Consider the following 16,350-nt stretch of genomic DNA (forward strand, 5'->3'; position numbering starts at 1 on the left):
AGCTTCTGGGCGAGGGCGATGCGGCCGATCCGACGACCGGCGACGTCACGATCCAGAACTACACGATCAACTTCGGTCCGCAGCATCCCGCCGCGCACGGCGTGCTCCGTCTCGTCATGGAGCTTGACGGTGAGATCGTCGAGCGCGTCGACCCGCATGTCGGCCTGCTTCACCGCGGCACCGAGAAGCTGATCGAGTACAAGACGTACACGCAGGCGCTCCCGTATTTCGATCGTCTCGATTACTGCTCGCCCTTGTGCATGGAGCATAGCTGGGTTCTCGCGGTCGAGAAGCTGCTTGACCTCGAGGTTCCCGAGCGCGCGCAGTATCTGCGCGTGTTCTTCGCCGAGCTGACGCGCATCTCGAACCACATGCTGAACCTCGGGTCGCACGTCATGGACGTCGGCGCGATGACGCCGAACCTGTGGCTGTTCGAGATCCGCGAGGATTGCATGAACTTCTTCGAGCGTGTCTCGGGCGCGCGGATGCATTCGAACTATTTCCGGCCCGGTGGCGTGCATCAGGATGCACCGCTCAAGCTGCTCGCCGACATTGGCGACTGGCTCGACACGCGCCTGCCGCGGCTGTTCGAGGATGCGATTTCGCTCGTCGCGGACAACCGCATCTTCAAGCAGCGCAACGTCGACATCGCGGTGGTCAGCCGTGACGACGCGATCAAGTGGGGCTTTTCGGGGCCGATGATCCGCGGCTCGGGCATCGCCTGGGATCTGCGCAAGTCGCAGCCCTATGACGTCTATGCCAAGATGGACTTCGAGGTGCCGGTCGGCACGCGCGGCGATTGCTATGACCGGTTCATGGTGCGCGTCGAGGAAGTGCGCCAGTCCGCACGGATCATGAAGCAGTGCCTGCGCGACATGCCCGAGGGGCCGATCGCATCGCTCGACCGCAAGGTCGTGCCACCCAAGCGCGGTGAGATGAAGCAGTCGATGGAAGCGCTGATCCATCACTTCAAGCTCTACACCGAGGGCTTTCACGTGCCTGCCGGCGACGTCTATGTCGCGACCGAGAGCCCCAAGGGCGAGTTCGGCGTGTATCTGGTCGCCGACGGCAGCAACAAGCCGTACCGCTGCAAGATCCGCCCGACCGCGTTTTCGCATCTCCAGGCGATGGACTTCATGGCGAAGGGCCACATGCTGGCGGATACGACTGCGATCCTCGGCGCGATGGATATCGTTTTTGGTGAATGTGACCGCTGATGGCTGAAGCTCCGAAAATTCCCGACGAGGCAGAGACCCGCGCACGCTGGGGTTCGTTCGCCTGGACGGACGAGAACCAGGTGAAGGCGAACGAGATTCTCGGGCGCTACCCCAAGGGCCGCGAACAGTCGGCGTCGATCCCGTTCCTCGATCTCGCCCAGCGCCAGGTCGGTGCGGAAACGCAGACCCAGGGCTGGTTGCCGGTGCCGGTGATCGAGTTCGTCGCGCGCCAGATCGGCGTGCCCTACATGCGTGTATACGAGGTCGTGACCTTCTACACGATGTTCAACCTCGCGCCCGTCGGCCGGTTCCACGTGCAGGTCTGCGGCACGACGCCGTGCATGCTGCGCGGGAGCGACGACGTGCTGGCGGCGTGCAAGAACCGTGGTCTCGTCAAGGGCGGCACAACCCCCGACGGCATGTTCACGCTGACCGAGGTCGAGTGCCTCGGCACCTGTGCGAACGCGCCGATGGTGCAGATCAACGACGATAACTTCGAAGACCTCGATTACGACAAGACGACCGAGATCCTCGAGGCGCTCGCCAATGGCGGGACGCCGACGCCGGGGCCGCAGTTCGGCCGCCGTGCGAGCTGCCCCGAAGGCGGCCCGACCTCGCTCAAGGCGATGGTCGACGCGAACCACGATTACCGGGGGGAGTGGGCCTGATGCTCGCCGACAAGGACCGCATCTTCACCAACGTCTATGGCTTCCAGCCGTGGAACATCGACGCAGCGATCATGCGCGGCGATTGGGACAATACCAAGGACCTGATGGCGCTCGGCCAGGACGCGATTATTGACGTAATGAAGGCGTCGGGTCTGCGTGGCCGCGGCGGGGCAGGGTTCCCGACCGGCACGAAATGGTCGTTCATGCCCAAGGAGCCGAAGCCCGACCGGCCGAACTTCCTTGTCATCAACGCCGACGAATCCGAGCCTGGCAGCTGCAAGGACCGCGAGATCATCCGCCACGATCCGCACAAGCTGATCGAGGGCGCGTTGATCGCCGGGTTCGCGATGCGCGCGCGCGCCGCGTACATCTACATCCGTGGCGAATATATCCGCGAGGCGGAGACTCTGTTCGCGGCGGTCGCCGAGGCCTATGATCGCGGCTTCATCGGCAAGAACGCATGCGGGTCGGGCTACGACTTCGACGTGTTCGTCCACCGCGGCGCGGGCGCCTATATCTGTGGCGAAGAGACCGCGATGTTGGAGAGCCTCGAGGGCAAGAAGGGCCAGCCGCGGCTCAAGCCGCCGTTCCCGGCGGGCGCCGGGCTGTATGGCTGCCCGACGACGGTCAACAACGTGGAGTCGATCGCGGTTGCGCCGACGATCCTGCGGCGTGGTGCGGCCTGGTTCTCCAGCTTCGGCGCGGAGAACAACCGCGGCACCAAGCTGTTCCAGATCAGCGGCCATGTGAACAAGCCGTGCGTCGTCGAGGAAGAGATGAGCATCTCGTTCCGCGACCTGATCGAGACGCATTGCGGCGGTATCCGTGGCGGCTGGGACAATCTGCTCGCGGTGATCCCGGGTGGCTCTTCGGTGCCGCTGGTGCCCGCCGCGCAGATCATGGACTGCGCGATGGATTTCGACGGCTTGAAGGCGGTCGGGTCGGGCCTCGGCACCGCGGCGATCATCGTCATGGACAAGTCGACCGACATCGTCCGCGCGATCAGCCGCATCTCGTACTTCTACAAGCATGAGAGCTGCGGCCAGTGCACGCCGTGCCGCGAAGGCACCGGCTGGATGTGGCGCGTGATGGAGCGGATGCGCACCGGCGACGCCGAGCTGTCCGAGATCGACATGCTCCAGCAGGTCACCAAGCAGGTCGAGGGTCACTCGATCTGCGCGCTCGGCGACGCCGCAGCCTGGCCGATCCAGGGCCTGATCAAGCATTTCCGCCCCGAGATGGAACGCCGTATCCGTGAACGTGGTGGCGACACCGCGCCGATGATGGAAGCCGCAGAGTAATGCCTACAGTCAAAGTCGATGGCGTAGAGATCGAGGTGCCGCAGGGTGCCACCGTGCTGCAGGCGTGCGAGCTTGCCGGTAAGGAGATCCCGCGTTTCTGTTACCATGAGCGCCTGAGCATCGCCGGCAATTGCCGGATGTGCCTGGTCGAGGTGAAGCCTGGTCCGCCCAAGCCGCAGGCGTCGTGCGCGTTGCCGGCGGCGGACAAGCAGGAGATCTTCACCAACTCGCCGATGGTGAAGAATGCCCGCGAGGGCATCATGGAATTCCTGCTGATCAACCATCCGCTCGATTGCCCGATCTGCGATCAGGGCGGTGAGTGCGATCTGCAGGACCAGTCGGTCGCCTATGGCCGCGGCCATTCGCGCTATGACGAGAACAAGCGCGCGGTCACAGAGAAGTATATGGGTCCGATCGTGAAGACGGTCATGACCCGCTGCATCCAGTGCACGCGCTGCATCCGCTTTGCCGAGGAAGTGTCCGGCGTCGAGGAGATCGGTGCGATCTTCCGTGGCGAGGACATGCAGATCACCTCGTATCTGGAAAACGCCGTCAAGAGCGAGTTGTCGGGCAATGTCGTCGATCTGTGCCCGGTCGGTGCGCTGACGTCGAAGCCCTACGCGTTCGAGGCGCGTCCTTGGGAACTGCGCAAGACGCTGACGATCGACGTCATGGACGCGGTCGGCACCAACATCCGGCTCGATAGCCGCGGTCGTCAGGTGCTGCGCTGTGTGCCGCGGATCAACGAGGACGTGAACGAGGAGTGGGCGACCGACAAGACTCGCCACGCGATCGACGGTCTCGTGCGTCGTCGTCTCGACAAGCCCTATGTCCGCGTGAACGGCAAGCTAGTCCCGGCGACCTGGGACGAGGCCTTCGCGGCGATCAAGGCGGTGAACGCCGGGTCGAGCGTGGCCGCGGTCGCGGGCGATCTGGTCGATTGCGAGACGATGTACGCCGCCAAGGCGCTGCTCGCGAAGATGGGCTCGACGATGCTCGAAGGCCGCCAGACCGGCATGGCCTATGACGCGTCGAGCATCGCTGCGGTCAATTTCAACACGACGATCGCCGGCACCGAGCGCGCCGACGCGATCCTGCTGGTGGGCACCAACCTGCGCTGGGAAGCGCCGCTGGTGAACACGCGGGTGCGCAAAGCGATCAAGAAGGGCGCGAAGGTCTTTGCGATCGGGCCGGAGACGGACCTGACGTACAAGGTCGAGTGGCTCGGCGACGATCTGGCGCTGCTCGGCAATTTGCCCGACGCGGTGACCGAGGCGTTCGGCAAGGCCGAGCGCCCGATGGTGATCGTCGGTGGCGCGGCGCTGAAGGGTGGCCATGCGGCAGCGTTGAAGCTCGTCGATACGCTTGGTCTCGTGAAGGCTGATTGGAATGGCTTCAACGTCGTTCACATGGCGGCCTCGCGGATGGGCGGGCTGATGCTCGGTTATGCGCAGACGGGCGGCATCGCCGACGTGATGGGAGCCAAGCTCGGCTTCTTCCTCGGCGCCGACGAGGTCGATTTCAGCCAGTTTGCGGGCTTCAAGGTGTTTGTGGGTCATCATGGCGACAAGGGCGCGGCTGCGGCAGACGTCATCCTACCGGGCGTGACCTATGCCGAGAAGTCGGGCACCTGGGTCAATCTCGAGGGTCGCGTCCAGCGCGGCGAGCGCGCAGTGTTCGCCCCCGGCGATGCGCGCGACGACTGGTCGATCTTCCGCGCGCTGTCCGACACGCTCGGCCACACGCTGCCGTTCGACAGCTTCGAGGGGCTGCGCGAAGAGATGTTCGCCGCCGTTCCCGCGCTGCGCCATCAGGCGCTCGCGACGTTCGAATGGAACCCGCCGGCGCTCAGTGGTGCGGGTGAGGGGGTTCTTGCCGGCTATCCGATCAAGGACTTCTACCTGACCAACGCGATCTGCCGCGCGTCGCCGACGATGCAGCGCTGTTCGGCAGAACTTCTCCACGGGGAAGACTTTGCGGAGGCGGCCGAATGATCTCCTGGTTCGAATCCTCGCTCGGTTACGACTGGGCGTTTTTCCTCGCGACGATCATCGACATCCTTGTGATCGCACTGCCGCTGATGCTGGCGGTCGCGATGATCATCTATGCCGATCGCAAGATCTGGGCGGCGATGGCGCTGCGTCGCGGCCCGAACGTCGTCGGGCCGTTCGGCCTGTTGCAGAGCTTTGCCGACGGCCTGAAGGTGTTCCTGCAAGAGACGATCGTTCCTGCTGCCGCCAACCGGGCGCTGTTCCTGCTGGCACCGATCATCACCTTCACGGTTGCGCTGATCGTGTGGGCGGTGGTGCCGTTCGGCGTCGGCGTCGTGCTGTCCGATATCAATGTCGGCCTGCTCTACGTGCTCGCGGCGTCGTCGCTGGGCGTGTACGGGATCATCCTCGCCGGTTGGGCGTCGAACTCGAAATACCCGTTCTACTCGGCGCTTCGTGCGGCCGCGCAGATGGTGTCGTATGAAGTCGCAATCGGCTTCATCCTGATTTCGGTCGTGCTGTGGACCGGCAGCTTCAACCTGTCGGCGATCGTGCTTGCGCAGAAGTCGCATGTCTGGTTCTTCAACGGCTATATCCTCAACCCGCTGATGTTCCCGATGGCGGTGATGTTCTTCATCTCGTCGCTAGCGGAAACGCAGCGTGCACCGTTCGATCTGACCGAGGCGGAGAGCGAGCTCGTCGCCGGGTACCAGACCGAATATTCGTCGATGTCGTTCGCGCTGTTTTGGCTCGGCGAATATGCCAACGTGCTGCTAATGTGCGCGCTGAACGCGACGCTGTTCTGGGGCGGGTGGCTGCCACCAGTCGACTGGGCGCCGCTGTATTACGTGCCGGGGATCATCTGGCTGTTCGCCAAGATCCTGTTCTTCTTCTTCCTGTTCAGCTGGGTGAAGGCGACCGTGCCGCGCTATCGTTATGATCAGCTGATGCGTCTCGGCTGGAAGGTCTTCCTGCCCGTGTCGTTGTTCTGGGTTTTCCTCGTGTCGGGCTATCTCATGCTGATGCGCGTTGGAGTGGGTTCATGAGCGTTGCTCAGATCATCAAGTCGTTCACCCTGTGGGAATTCGTTAAGGCGCACGCGTTGACGCTTCGCTATTTCTTCAAGGAAAAGGCGACGATCAACTATCCTTACGAGCGCAACCCGGTGTCCCCGCGGTTCCGCGGTGAGCATGCGTTGCGGCGTTATCCGAACGGCGAAGAGCGGTGCATCGCGTGCAAGCTATGCGAGGCCGTATGCCCCGCGCAGGCGATTACGATCGAGGCCGAGCCGCGCGACGACGGTTCGCGCCGCACGACGCGCTACGACATCGACATGACCAAGTGCATCTATTGCGGCCTGTGTGCCGAGGCGTGCCCGGTCGATGCGATCGTCGAGGGCCCGAACTACGAGTTTTCGACCGAGACACGCGAAGAGCTGGTCTACGACAAGTCGAAGTTGCTCGATAATGGCGACCGTTGGGAAAGCGCGATCGCGGCGAACCTTGCCGCCGATGCGCCGTACCGTTAATGGCGCGCTCATTCTTCTCATGGGCGTCTAGGGGGCCGCAATCGTGATTCAGGCCTTAGCCTTTTACCTGTTCGCCTTCGTCGTCGTCCTGTCGGGCGCGCTGACGATCGCGTCGCGCAACCCGGTTCATTCGGTGATGTGGCTGATCCTGGCGTTCTTCAACGCCGCGGGTCTAATGATCCTCGTCGGCGCCGAGTTCATCGCGATGCTGCTCGTCATCGTCTATGTCGGCGCGGTCGCGGTGCTCTTCCTGTTCGTCGTCATGATGCTCGACATCGACTTTGCCGAGATGCGCGCCGGCGTGGCGCGGTATTTCGGGATTGGTCTTGCGCTTGCGGTCGCCTTGGCGGCCGAGGTGATGATCGCGATCGGCGCCTGGAGCACCGGCCCGATCCAGCTTGCGCGGCGCGCGGCACCGATCGACGATACGGTCCCCAACATCCAGGCGATCGGTAACCTGCTCTACACGCGCTATCTGTTCGTATTTGAGGCCGCCGGGCTCGTCCTGCTGGTCGCGATGATCGGCGCGATCGTGCTGACCCACCGCCAGCGTGGCGGCGTCAAGGCGCAGAACATCAGCCGCCAGAACGCGCGTCGTCCGCAGGATGCCACGCGCAACACGAGCCCGGTCGTCGGGCAGGGAGTCGAACTGTGACGATCGGTCTCGTCCATTATCTGGTCGTCGCGGCGATCCTGTTTACCATGGGGGTGCTCGGCATCTTCCTGAACCGCAAGAACCTCATCGTCATCCTGATGGCGATCGAGCTGATCCTGCTGGCGGTGAACATCAATCTCGTCGCGTTCTCGGCGTTCCTCCACGATCTCGTCGGACAGGTGTTCGCGATGTTCGTGCTGACGGTCGCTGCGGGTGAGGCCGCGATCGGTCTCGCCATTCTCGTCATCTATTTCCGCGGTCGCGGCACCATCGCGGTCGACGACGTCAACCGGATGAAGGGGTAATACGGTTGATCCAGCTTATCGTCTTCCTGCCGTTACTGGCCGCGATCGTTGCCGGGTTCGGCAATCGCGCGATCGGCAACGTGCCGGCGAAAATCGTCACCACGGCCGCCTTGTTCGCGTCGTGCCTGTTGTCCTGGCCGATCTTCCTCGGCTTCATGGCGGGCACCAGCACCGCGACCGTCGCGCCGCTGCTCGACTTCATCCATTCGGGCGACATGAACGTCGCGTGGTCGCTGCGCGTCGATGCGCTGACCGCGGTGATGCTCGTGGTCGTCACGTCGGTATCGGCGCTCGTCCATCTCTATAGCTGGGGCTATATGGACGAGGATCCCGACCAGCCGCGCTTCTTTGCGTATCTGTCGCTGTTCACCTTCGCGATGCTCATGCTCGTGACCGCGAACAACCTCGTCCAGATGTTCTTCGGCTGGGAAGGCGTGGGCCTCGCATCCTACCTCCTGATCGGGTTCTGGTTCCGCAAGCCGTCGGCCAGCGCCGCGGCGATCAAGGCGTTCGTCGTCAACCGCGTCGGCGATCTTGGCTTCATGCTCGGCATCTTCGGCACGTTCCTGGTGTTCGGCACGGTCTCGATCCCCGAGATCCTGGCCGCGGCGCCCGGCATGGCGGGCTCGACGATCGGCTTCCTCGGCTACCGCCTCGATACGATGACGGTGCTCTGTCTGCTGCTGTTCGTCGGCGCGATGGGCAAATCGGCGCAGCTAGGCCTGCACACTTGGCTGCCGGACGCGATGGAGGGCCCGACGCCTGTGTCGGCGCTGATCCACGCGGCGACGATGGTCACCGCGGGCGTCTTCATGGTGTGCCGCCTGTCGCCGATGTTCGAGATGAGCCCGGTCGCGTTGACCGTGGTCACCTCGGTCGGTGCCGCGACCTGCCTGTTCGCGGCGACCTGCGGCCTCGTCCAGACCGACATCAAGCGCGTGATCGCCTATTCGACCTGTTCGCAGCTCGGCTACATGTTCTTCGCCGCGGGCGTCGGCGCCTATGGTGCGGCGATGTTCCACCTGTTCACGCATGCCTTCTTCAAAGCGCTGCTGTTCCTGGGTGCCGGCTCGGTGATCCATGCGATGCACCACGAGCAGGACATGCGCTATTACGGCGGCCTGCGTAAGAAGATCCCGGTGACGTTCTGGGGCATGATGGCGGGCACGCTCGCCATCACCGGCGTCGGCATCCCCGGCATCTTCGGCAACACCGCATTCGGGTTCGCCGGCTTCCATTCGAAGGATGCGATCATCGAGGCGAGCTGGGCCGCGGGTCAGCCGGGCGTGTGGTTCGTCGGTGTGCTCGTCGCGCTGCTCACCAGCTTCTATTCGTGGCGCGTGATGTTCCTCACCTTCTGGGGCAAGCCGCGCTGGGCCGCATCGGAGCATATCCAGCATGCGCTCCACGACGCGCATGGGCATGACCACGGCGACGCGCATCATGTCGACGATCACCATGCGAACCCGGCGAAGGCCGAGGATTCAGGGCATGCGCCGCACGATCATCACGACTCCGCGCATGCGGTGGCGGAAGGCGATGGCGGGTATCACCCGCATGAGAGCCCGCTGCCGATGCTGATTCCGCTGATCGTCCTGTCGATCGGCGCGGTGCTGGCGGGCTTCGTGTTCCATGGTTACTTCATCGAGCCGAGCGCGGGCGAAGAGTTCTGGAAGGGCGCACTCGCGTTCCGCGAACATCTGATGCACGAGATGCACGGCGTGCCGCTCATCATCAAGCTGTCGGCGACGATCGCGATGCTGCTCGGCCTGCTGACCGCCTGGTACGCCTATATCAAGAACCCGTCGTTCCCGGCCAAGGTCGTCGAACAGTTCGGCGTGCTCTACGACTTCCTGCTGCATAAGTGGTATTTCGACGAGCTGTACGACCTGATCTTCGTCCGACCTGCCTTCGCGATCGGCCGCTTTCTGTGGCACCGCGGCGACGAGAAGACGATCAACCGGTTCGGCCCCGACGGGTCGGCATGGCTGGTCCAGTTCGGCGCGCGCGTCGCTGGCCGCTTCCAGACGGGATATCTCTATACCTATGCCTTTGTCATGCTGATCGGCCTGACCGCAGCCGTCACCTGGGCGATCGGACTCTATTGATGACCGGCTTTCCTATCCTCTCCGTCCTGATCGCGGTCCCGATGATCGCGGCCGTCGTGTGCCTGTTCGTTTCGGCGAACACGGCGCGGATGCTGGCACTTGCGGCGACGCTGATCGATTTCGTGCTCGGCATTATGCTGTGGATGAATTACGACATCGGCGGCGCGCAGTGGCAGTTCGTCGAGCATGCCCCCGGCATCTTCGGCCCGTTCGGCTGGTCGCTCGGCATCGACGGCTTCGCGCTGATGCTGATCATGCTTAGCGTGTTCCTCATGCCGATCTGCATCGGCGCCAGCTGGCGCTCGATCACGACGCGGGTCCCTGAGTACATGGCCGCGTTCCTGTTCACCGAAGTGCTGATGATCGGCACGTTCGCGGCGCAGGATCTGTTCCTGTTCTACGTGTTCTTCGAAGCAGGCCTGATCCCGATGTACCTGATCATCGGCATCTGGGGCGGGGCGAACCGGATTTACGCGTCGTACAAGTTCTTCCTGTACACGCTGCTCGGCTCGGTCCTGATGTTCATCGCGATGCTGTACATGGCGAAGACCGCGGGCACGACTAGCATCCCGGCGCTGCTGAACTACGACTTCCCGGCGCATGTGCAGACGTGGCTGTGGCTGGCGTTCTTTGCATCGTTCGCGGTCAAGATGCCGATGTGGCCGGTCCATACCTGGTTGCCCGACGCGCACGTGCAGGCGCCTACCGCAGGGTCGGTGATCCTGGCGGGCGTGCTGCTAAAGCTTGGCGGATACGGCTTCCTGCGCTTCCTGCTGCCGATGTTCCCCGAGGCCTCGGGCCAGCTGACCTGGCTGATCTTCGGGCTGTCGGCGGTCGCGGTGATCTACACGTCGCTCGTCGCCCTCGTGCAGTCGGACATGAAGAAGCTGATCGCCTATTCGTCGGTCGCGCACATGGCGATCGTCACGATCGGCCTGTTCGCGTTCAACCGGCAGGGCATCGAAGGCGCGATGATCATGATGCTGAGCCACGGCCTGGTATCGGGTGCGTTGTTCCTGTGCGTCGGCGTGATCTACGACCAGCTCCATACCCGCGAGATCTCGCGCTATGGCGGCCTGGCCATCAACATGCCGCGCTACGCGATCTTCTTCCTGTTCTTCACGATGGCGTCGATCGGCCTGCCGGGCACCAGCGGCTTCGTCGCCGAGTTCCTGTCGCTGATGGGCACCTATCAGGTCTCGACCTGGACGGCGTTGCTCTGCACGACCAGCATCATCCTTGGCGCTGCGTACATGCTGTATCTGTACCGTCGTGTGGTGTTCGGTGAGATCAAGTCGGACGAGGTTCGCGGCATGGTCGATCTGTCGGCCCGTGAGTTCTGGCTGCTCGCGCCGATCGCGGCCGTCGTGCTGTGGATGGGCGTGTATCCCGAGAGCTTCCTGGCACCGATGCGCAAGGACGTGAGCGTGTTGCTCGCCCGCGTCGACCGCGCCAAGCCCGCCAGCGATTCGAACCCAACTGCGGGGAAGCCCGCCACCGTGCATGACGCCGCGCACGGGGAGGCACACTGATGACCTACGCCGCTAACATCGCAATGACGCTGCCCGAACTGGTGCTGGCGTTGGGTGCGATCGCCCTGATGCTCGTTTCGGCCTGGGGCGGGGACAAGTCGACGCGCGCCGTGTCGATCGCCTCCGTGTTCGTTTTGGTGGGCGCAGGGATCGCGCTGGTCGGTCCGGCATCGTCGGGCGGCTATGCGTTCGACGGGCTGTACCGTGCCGATGCGTTCGGTGCGTTCGCCAAGGTGCTGATCTATATCGCCTCGGCGGTTGCGATAGTGATGGCGCCGAGCTTCTTCGCGCGCTCGCATGGCGACGATCTGCGCCCGGAATATCCGGTGCTGATCCTGTTGTCGGCGTGCGGCATGGGGATCATGGTCTCGGCCAGCGACATGCTGACGCTCTATGTCGGTCTCGAGCTTCAGAGCCTTGCCGCCTATGTCCTTGCCAGCTTCATGCGGCGCGACGGGCGGTCGGCCGAAGCGGGCCTCAAGTATTTCGTGCTCGGCGCGCTTGCCAGCGGCATCCTGCTTTACGGGATCTCGCTTGTGTACGGGTTCAGCGGCACGACGTTGTTCTCGGGGATCGCCGAAGCCTATGCCGGCACCAAGTCGCTTGGGCTTCTGTTCGGCCTGGTGTTCGTGTTCGCAGGCCTCGCGTTCAAGATCAGCGCAGTGCCGTTCCACATGTGGACGCCTGACGTGTACGAGGGCGCACCGACGCCGGTCACCGCGTTCTTCGCTTCGGCCCCCAAGGTCGCGGCGCTCGCGATGGCGGTGCGGGTCGCGGTCGATGCGATGGGGCCTGCCACCGATCAGTGGCGCCAGATCGTGATCTTCGCGGCACTCGCCTCGATCATCCTCGGTGCGGTTGCCGCCATCGGCCAGACCAACATCAAGCGGCTGCTCGCCTATTCGTCGATCAACAATGTCGGCTTCGCGCTGATCGGTCTTGCCGCGGGTACGCCCGAGGGTGTGTCGGGGGTGCTGATGTACCTGACGATCTATGTCGCGATGACTTTGGGCTCGTTCCTGGTCGTAGTGCAGATGCGTGGCGATGACGGTCAGCCGGTCGAGACGATCGACAGCCTCGCCGGCATGTCGCGCACCAAGCCCGCGCTGGCCGCGGCGCTCGCGATCTTCATGTTCAGCCTAGCCGGCATCCCGCCGCTGTTCGGCTTCTACGCGAAGTTCGCGGTGTTCAGTGCGGCGGTCGACGCCGGGCTGTTCCCGCTGGCCGTCGTCGGCATCGCCGCTTCGGTGATCGGCGCCTATTATTATCTGCGTGTCGTCAAGACGATGTACTTCGACGATCCGGCGCCGGCGTTCGCGCCGATGGAGAGCAAGGTCGAGGGTGGCCTGATCGCCATCGCCGCGGTGTTCGTCTCGCCAGCCGGCTACCTCCTCATCCCCGTGCTCGGTGCATGGACGATGGCGGCTGCACGGGCGCTGTTCTGATCACCATACGCACCGTCGCGGAAACAGGATCGACCAACGCCGACCTGCTGGCGCTCGCTCGTGCCGGTGCCGAGGACGGCCTGTGGCTGCGGGCGATCCGGCAGACCGCAGGGCGGGGGCGTCTGGGCCGCGAATGGCAGTCACCCGAGGGCAACCTCTACGCGAGCACGCTCGTCCGGTTGCGCCCGACCGACCCGCCGGCCGCCAGCCTCGCGCTGGTCGCCGCGGTCGCGTTGCAGGAAACCGTGTCGACGTTCCTCGTCGCAGGGATCTGCCAGGGCACGACCGACGCCAGCGCGACGCTGGCGCTGAAGTGGCCGAATGACCTGTTGCTCGCGGATGCCAAGCTCTCGGGCATATTGCTCGAGCGATCGGGCGATGCGGTGATCATCGGCTACGGCGTAAACCTTGCGCATCATCCCGAGCTTCCCGACCGCGTGACGACCGATCTTGCGGCGCACGGCGTTGTGGTCGATCCCGCGATGTTCCTCGATATCCTCGCCGACAGCGTCGCGCGCTGGATCGGTCGCTGGCGCACCGAAGGCATTGCGCCGGTGCGGGAGCGCTGGGTCGATTGCGCGCACCCTGCCGGCACGGCGCTGACCGCACGGCTGCCCGACGGGAGCGGCATCGATGGCCTGTTCGTCGGACTCGATACCGATGGCGCGCTCATCCTCCGCTTGGCGTCTGGTGAGCGGCGTGTCATTCACGCTGCCGACGTCTTCCTGCTTTGAGGCCCCGCTGATGCTGCTCGCGATCGATGCCGGCAATACCAATGTCGTGTTCGCGCTCGTCGAGAGCGGCGACATCGTCGCGCGCTGGCGGATCGCCACGGACCCGCGGCGCACAGCGGACGAATATGCGGTGTGGCTGAGCCAGCTGATGCAGCTCGGCGGTCATGATCGCGCTGCGATCAAGGGCGTCATTGTCGCCACAGTCGTCCCGCGCGCGCTCCACAATCTCCAGGTGCTCGCGACAAAATATTTCGGCACCGAAGCGCTGATCGCCGGGCATGCCCCTGTAGAATGGGGCATCGCGATCGATGTCGACGAGCCAGCCTCGCTCGGCGCGGACCGCGCGGTCAACACGATCGCGGCGCATGCGCTGCATCCGGGCGATTTGATCGTCATCGATTTCGGCACCGCGACCACGTTCGACGTCGTCGACTATAGCGGCGCGTACAAGGGTGGGATCATCGCGCCGGGCATCAACCTGTCGCTCGACGCGCTCGTGACCGCGGCGGCCAAGCTGCCGCGTATCGCGATCGAGGCGCCGACCGATACGAGCGTCATCGGGCTCAACACCGTCTCGCAGATGCATATCGGCATCTATTGGGGCTATGTGGCGATGATCGAGGGGCTGGTCGCGCGGATGAAGCGCGAGATCGGCCGCCCCGTGAAGGTCGTCGCCACCGGCGGCCTTGCCACGTTATTCGAGAAACAGACCGACGTGTTCGACGTCATCGAAGCCGACCTGACGATCCAGGGGCTGGCGATGATGTGGGACCGTCACCATATCTAGGGCCATTTGGCTCGCGCCACCGGCCTGAGGGCCATATTCCTGTGTAATCCTGAAAGTAATCAATGACTCCGAAGAACGAACTGCTTTTCTGTGGCCTAGGCGGCTCCGGCGAAATCGGCATGAACGTCAACCTGTACGGCTGCCAGGGCAAGTGGGTAATGGTCGATCTCGGCATCACCTTTGCCGATCCGCAATATCCCGGCGTCGACGTGATCCTTCCCGATCTGTCCTTCATCGAGGACCGGATCGACGACCTGCTCGGCATCGTCATCACGCACGGGCATGAGGATCATATCGGCTCGTTGCCATATCTCGCCGAAGACCTTGGCGTGCCGATCTACGCGACCCCGTTCACGATGGGGCTGATCCGCGGCAAGCTCGAGGAAGAGGGCATCGCCAATCGCGTGAAGCTCAAGATGATCCCGATGGGCGGCAACTTCCAGCTCGGGCCGTTCGGCTTCACCTTCGTCGAGATGTCGCATTCGATCCCCGAGGCGAACGCGCTGCTGATCGATACGCCTTTTGGCCGCGTGTTCCACACCGGCGACTGGAAGCTCGATGCGACCCCGGTCATCGGCAACCCGACCAAGCCCGAGGGCTTCATGGCGATCGGCGACAAGGGCGTCGACGTCCTGGTGTGCGATTCGACCAACATCCTCAACGACAAGGCGTCGGGCAGCGAGAGCACCGTGCGCAAGGGGCTGTTCGAGGAAGTGACCAAGGCCAAGGGCCGGGTGATGATCACCAGCTTCGCCTCGAACGCGGCGCGTCTGCACACGTTCGGCGAAGTCGCCAAGGAAACCGGGCGCAAGCTGTGCGTCACGGGTCGCTCGCTCGACCGGATCATCAAGGTTGCGCGCGCGACGGGCTATCTGAAGGACTTCCCGGACACGATCAGCCCCGACGAGGCGATGCGCCTGCCCAAGAACAAGGTGCTGATCATCGCCACCGGCGGGCAGGGCGAGGAGCGCGCGGCGCTCGCGCGCGTCGCCAATGGCAGCCACACGATCACGCTCGACGCCGATGATACCGTAATCTTCTCGTCGAAGCAGATCCCGGGCAACGAGGTCCAGATCGGTCGCATCCAGAACACGCTGGCGGCCAAGGGCATCCGCATGATCACCGAGCGCCAGGCGCACGTCCATGTCTCGGGTCATCCGGGTCGCCCCGAACTCGCGCAGATGTATGATTGGCTGCGTCCCGACGTGCTGATCCCGACGCACGGCGAAATGCGTCACATGATGGAGCATGCGCGCTTCGGTCTCGAACAGGGTATTCCGCGCGCGCTGGTGCAGAGCAATGGCGACATCGTGCGGCTCGCGCCCAAGGGTCCGGTGAAGGTCGGCAACGCGACCGTCGGGCGGCTCGTGCTCGATGGCGACGTGATCCTGCCGGCAGAGGGTGCGACGCTCAACGAACGTCGCAAGCTGGCGATCAACGGCCAGATCTCGGTGGGCGTCGCACTTGGCAAGGATGGCCGGATGGTCGGCCAGCCGCAGGTGCGCGTGCAGGGCGTGCCGGTCGAGGAAGATCGCGCAGCCTTCATCGCCGATGCGGTCCAGGCGGCGGCCGACACGGTGCGTGGCGGCAAGCGCGAGAGTGACAAGATGCGTGAGCAGATCCGGCTCGCGGTGCGCAAGGTCGCCAAGCGCTGGACCGGCAAGCAGCCGATCGTCGACGTCCTGTTGATCGAGGGCTGATCCTGTGCGCTGGACCTCGGCACTCGCGATCTACGTCCTGTTCTGGGCGTTCTCGGTGTTTCTGGTCCTGCCGTTCGGCGTGCGCACGACGCCAGAGGCCGGGGGCGAGCTCGTCCCCGGCCAGGCGGAGAGCGCGCCGGACGAGTTCCGGTCGGGGCGGACGGCGCTGCGCGTGACCGTGGTCGCGACGGTGTTGTTCGTGCTGTTCCAGCTCAATTATTATTATGGGTGGATCACGCCGCAGAGCGTCGATCTGTTCGACCGCGGCAACATGGTGACCCGCTAAATCCTCCCCCGCCAGGGGGAGGTGGCTGGCACTTGCCAGACGGAGGGGGCGGTACGCGCGAACCTTTGTTCCGTGTCCTCCCCCTCCGTCACC

At 64.2% G+C, this 16,350-nt stretch carries 15 protein-coding genes; all 15 read left to right on the plus strand.

Annotated elements, in window-relative coordinates:
* Positions 1-5: 5 nt before the first annotated feature.
* Complete coding sequence (locus tag ASE88_RS14700) at positions 6-1,217, plus strand: NADH-quinone oxidoreductase subunit D (RefSeq protein ID WP_414893904.1); 1,212 nt, start codon at positions 6-8, stop codon at positions 1,215-1,217.
* On the plus strand, positions 1,217-1,885 hold the full coding sequence (locus ASE88_RS14705; RefSeq protein WP_056478884.1) for a complex I 24 kDa subunit family protein: 669 nt from the start codon (positions 1,217-1,219) through the stop codon (positions 1,883-1,885). The genes ASE88_RS14700 and ASE88_RS14705 overlap by 1 nt, the downstream gene beginning before the upstream one ends.
* Complete coding sequence (nuoF, locus tag ASE88_RS14710) at positions 1,885-3,186, plus strand: NADH-quinone oxidoreductase subunit NuoF (protein WP_056050371.1); 1,302 nt, start codon at positions 1,885-1,887, stop codon at positions 3,184-3,186. Before ASE88_RS14705 ends, nuoF begins: the two co-directional genes overlap by 1 nt.
* Complete coding sequence (gene nuoG, locus ASE88_RS14715) at positions 3,186-5,180, plus strand: NADH-quinone oxidoreductase subunit NuoG (protein WP_056478887.1); 1,995 nt, start codon at positions 3,186-3,188, stop codon at positions 5,178-5,180. Before nuoF ends, nuoG begins: the two co-directional genes overlap by 1 nt.
* Positions 5,177-6,223, plus strand: coding sequence for an NADH-quinone oxidoreductase subunit NuoH (nuoH, locus tag ASE88_RS14720; protein WP_056478890.1), 1,047 nt, complete (start codon positions 5,177-5,179; stop codon positions 6,221-6,223). Before nuoG ends, nuoH begins: the two co-directional genes overlap by 4 nt.
* Positions 6,220-6,705 (plus strand): NADH-quinone oxidoreductase subunit NuoI, encoded by a 486-nt coding sequence (gene nuoI, locus ASE88_RS14725; protein ID WP_056478893.1) that lies wholly within the window; start codon positions 6,220-6,222, stop codon positions 6,703-6,705. The genes nuoH and nuoI overlap by 4 nt, the downstream gene beginning before the upstream one ends.
* A gap of 43 nt (positions 6,706-6,748) precedes the next feature.
* On the plus strand, positions 6,749-7,360 hold the full coding sequence (locus tag ASE88_RS14730) for an NADH-quinone oxidoreductase subunit J (protein ID WP_056478896.1): 612 nt from the start codon (positions 6,749-6,751) through the stop codon (positions 7,358-7,360).
* Complete coding sequence (gene nuoK, locus ASE88_RS14735) at positions 7,357-7,665, plus strand: NADH-quinone oxidoreductase subunit NuoK (RefSeq protein ID WP_082441002.1); 309 nt, start codon at positions 7,357-7,359, stop codon at positions 7,663-7,665. The genes ASE88_RS14730 and nuoK overlap by 4 nt, the downstream gene beginning before the upstream one ends.
* Before the next feature lie 5 nt (positions 7,666-7,670).
* Positions 7,671-9,773 (plus strand): NADH-quinone oxidoreductase subunit L, encoded by a 2,103-nt coding sequence (gene nuoL / locus ASE88_RS14740; RefSeq protein ID WP_056478898.1) that lies wholly within the window; start codon positions 7,671-7,673, stop codon positions 9,771-9,773.
* A complete protein-coding gene (locus ASE88_RS14745; RefSeq protein WP_056478906.1) occupies positions 9,773-11,305 on the plus strand; it encodes an NADH-quinone oxidoreductase subunit M in 1,533 nt (510 codons plus the stop codon). Before nuoL ends, ASE88_RS14745 begins: the two co-directional genes overlap by 1 nt.
* Positions 11,305-12,750, plus strand: coding sequence for an NADH-quinone oxidoreductase subunit NuoN (gene nuoN, locus ASE88_RS14750; protein WP_056478909.1), 1,446 nt, complete (start codon positions 11,305-11,307; stop codon positions 12,748-12,750). Before ASE88_RS14745 ends, nuoN begins: the two co-directional genes overlap by 1 nt.
* Positions 12,717-13,484, plus strand: a complete 768-nt coding sequence (locus ASE88_RS14755; protein ID WP_082466560.1) for a biotin--[acetyl-CoA-carboxylase] ligase — start codon at positions 12,717-12,719, stop codon at positions 13,482-13,484. Before nuoN ends, ASE88_RS14755 begins: the two co-directional genes overlap by 34 nt.
* A 10-nt stretch (positions 13,485-13,494) precedes the next feature.
* Positions 13,495-14,271: a type III pantothenate kinase gene (locus tag ASE88_RS14760; protein WP_056478912.1), complete on the plus strand. Its 777-nt coding sequence runs from the start codon at positions 13,495-13,497 to the stop codon at positions 14,269-14,271.
* Between the two features lie 62 nt (positions 14,272-14,333).
* Positions 14,334-15,971: a ribonuclease J gene (locus ASE88_RS14765; RefSeq protein ID WP_056478914.1), complete on the plus strand. Its 1,638-nt coding sequence runs from the start codon at positions 14,334-14,336 to the stop codon at positions 15,969-15,971.
* Positions 15,972-15,975: 4 nt separating this feature from the next.
* Positions 15,976-16,257: a DUF1467 family protein gene (locus ASE88_RS14770; protein WP_056418108.1), complete on the plus strand. Its 282-nt coding sequence runs from the start codon at positions 15,976-15,978 to the stop codon at positions 16,255-16,257.
* The last annotated feature ends 93 nt before the right edge of the window (positions 16,258-16,350 follow it).

Origin of the sequence: Sphingomonas sp. Leaf38 (assembly GCF_001421825.1) — a bacterium.
Taxonomy (GTDB): Bacteria; Pseudomonadota; Alphaproteobacteria; order Sphingomonadales; family Sphingomonadaceae; genus Sphingomonas.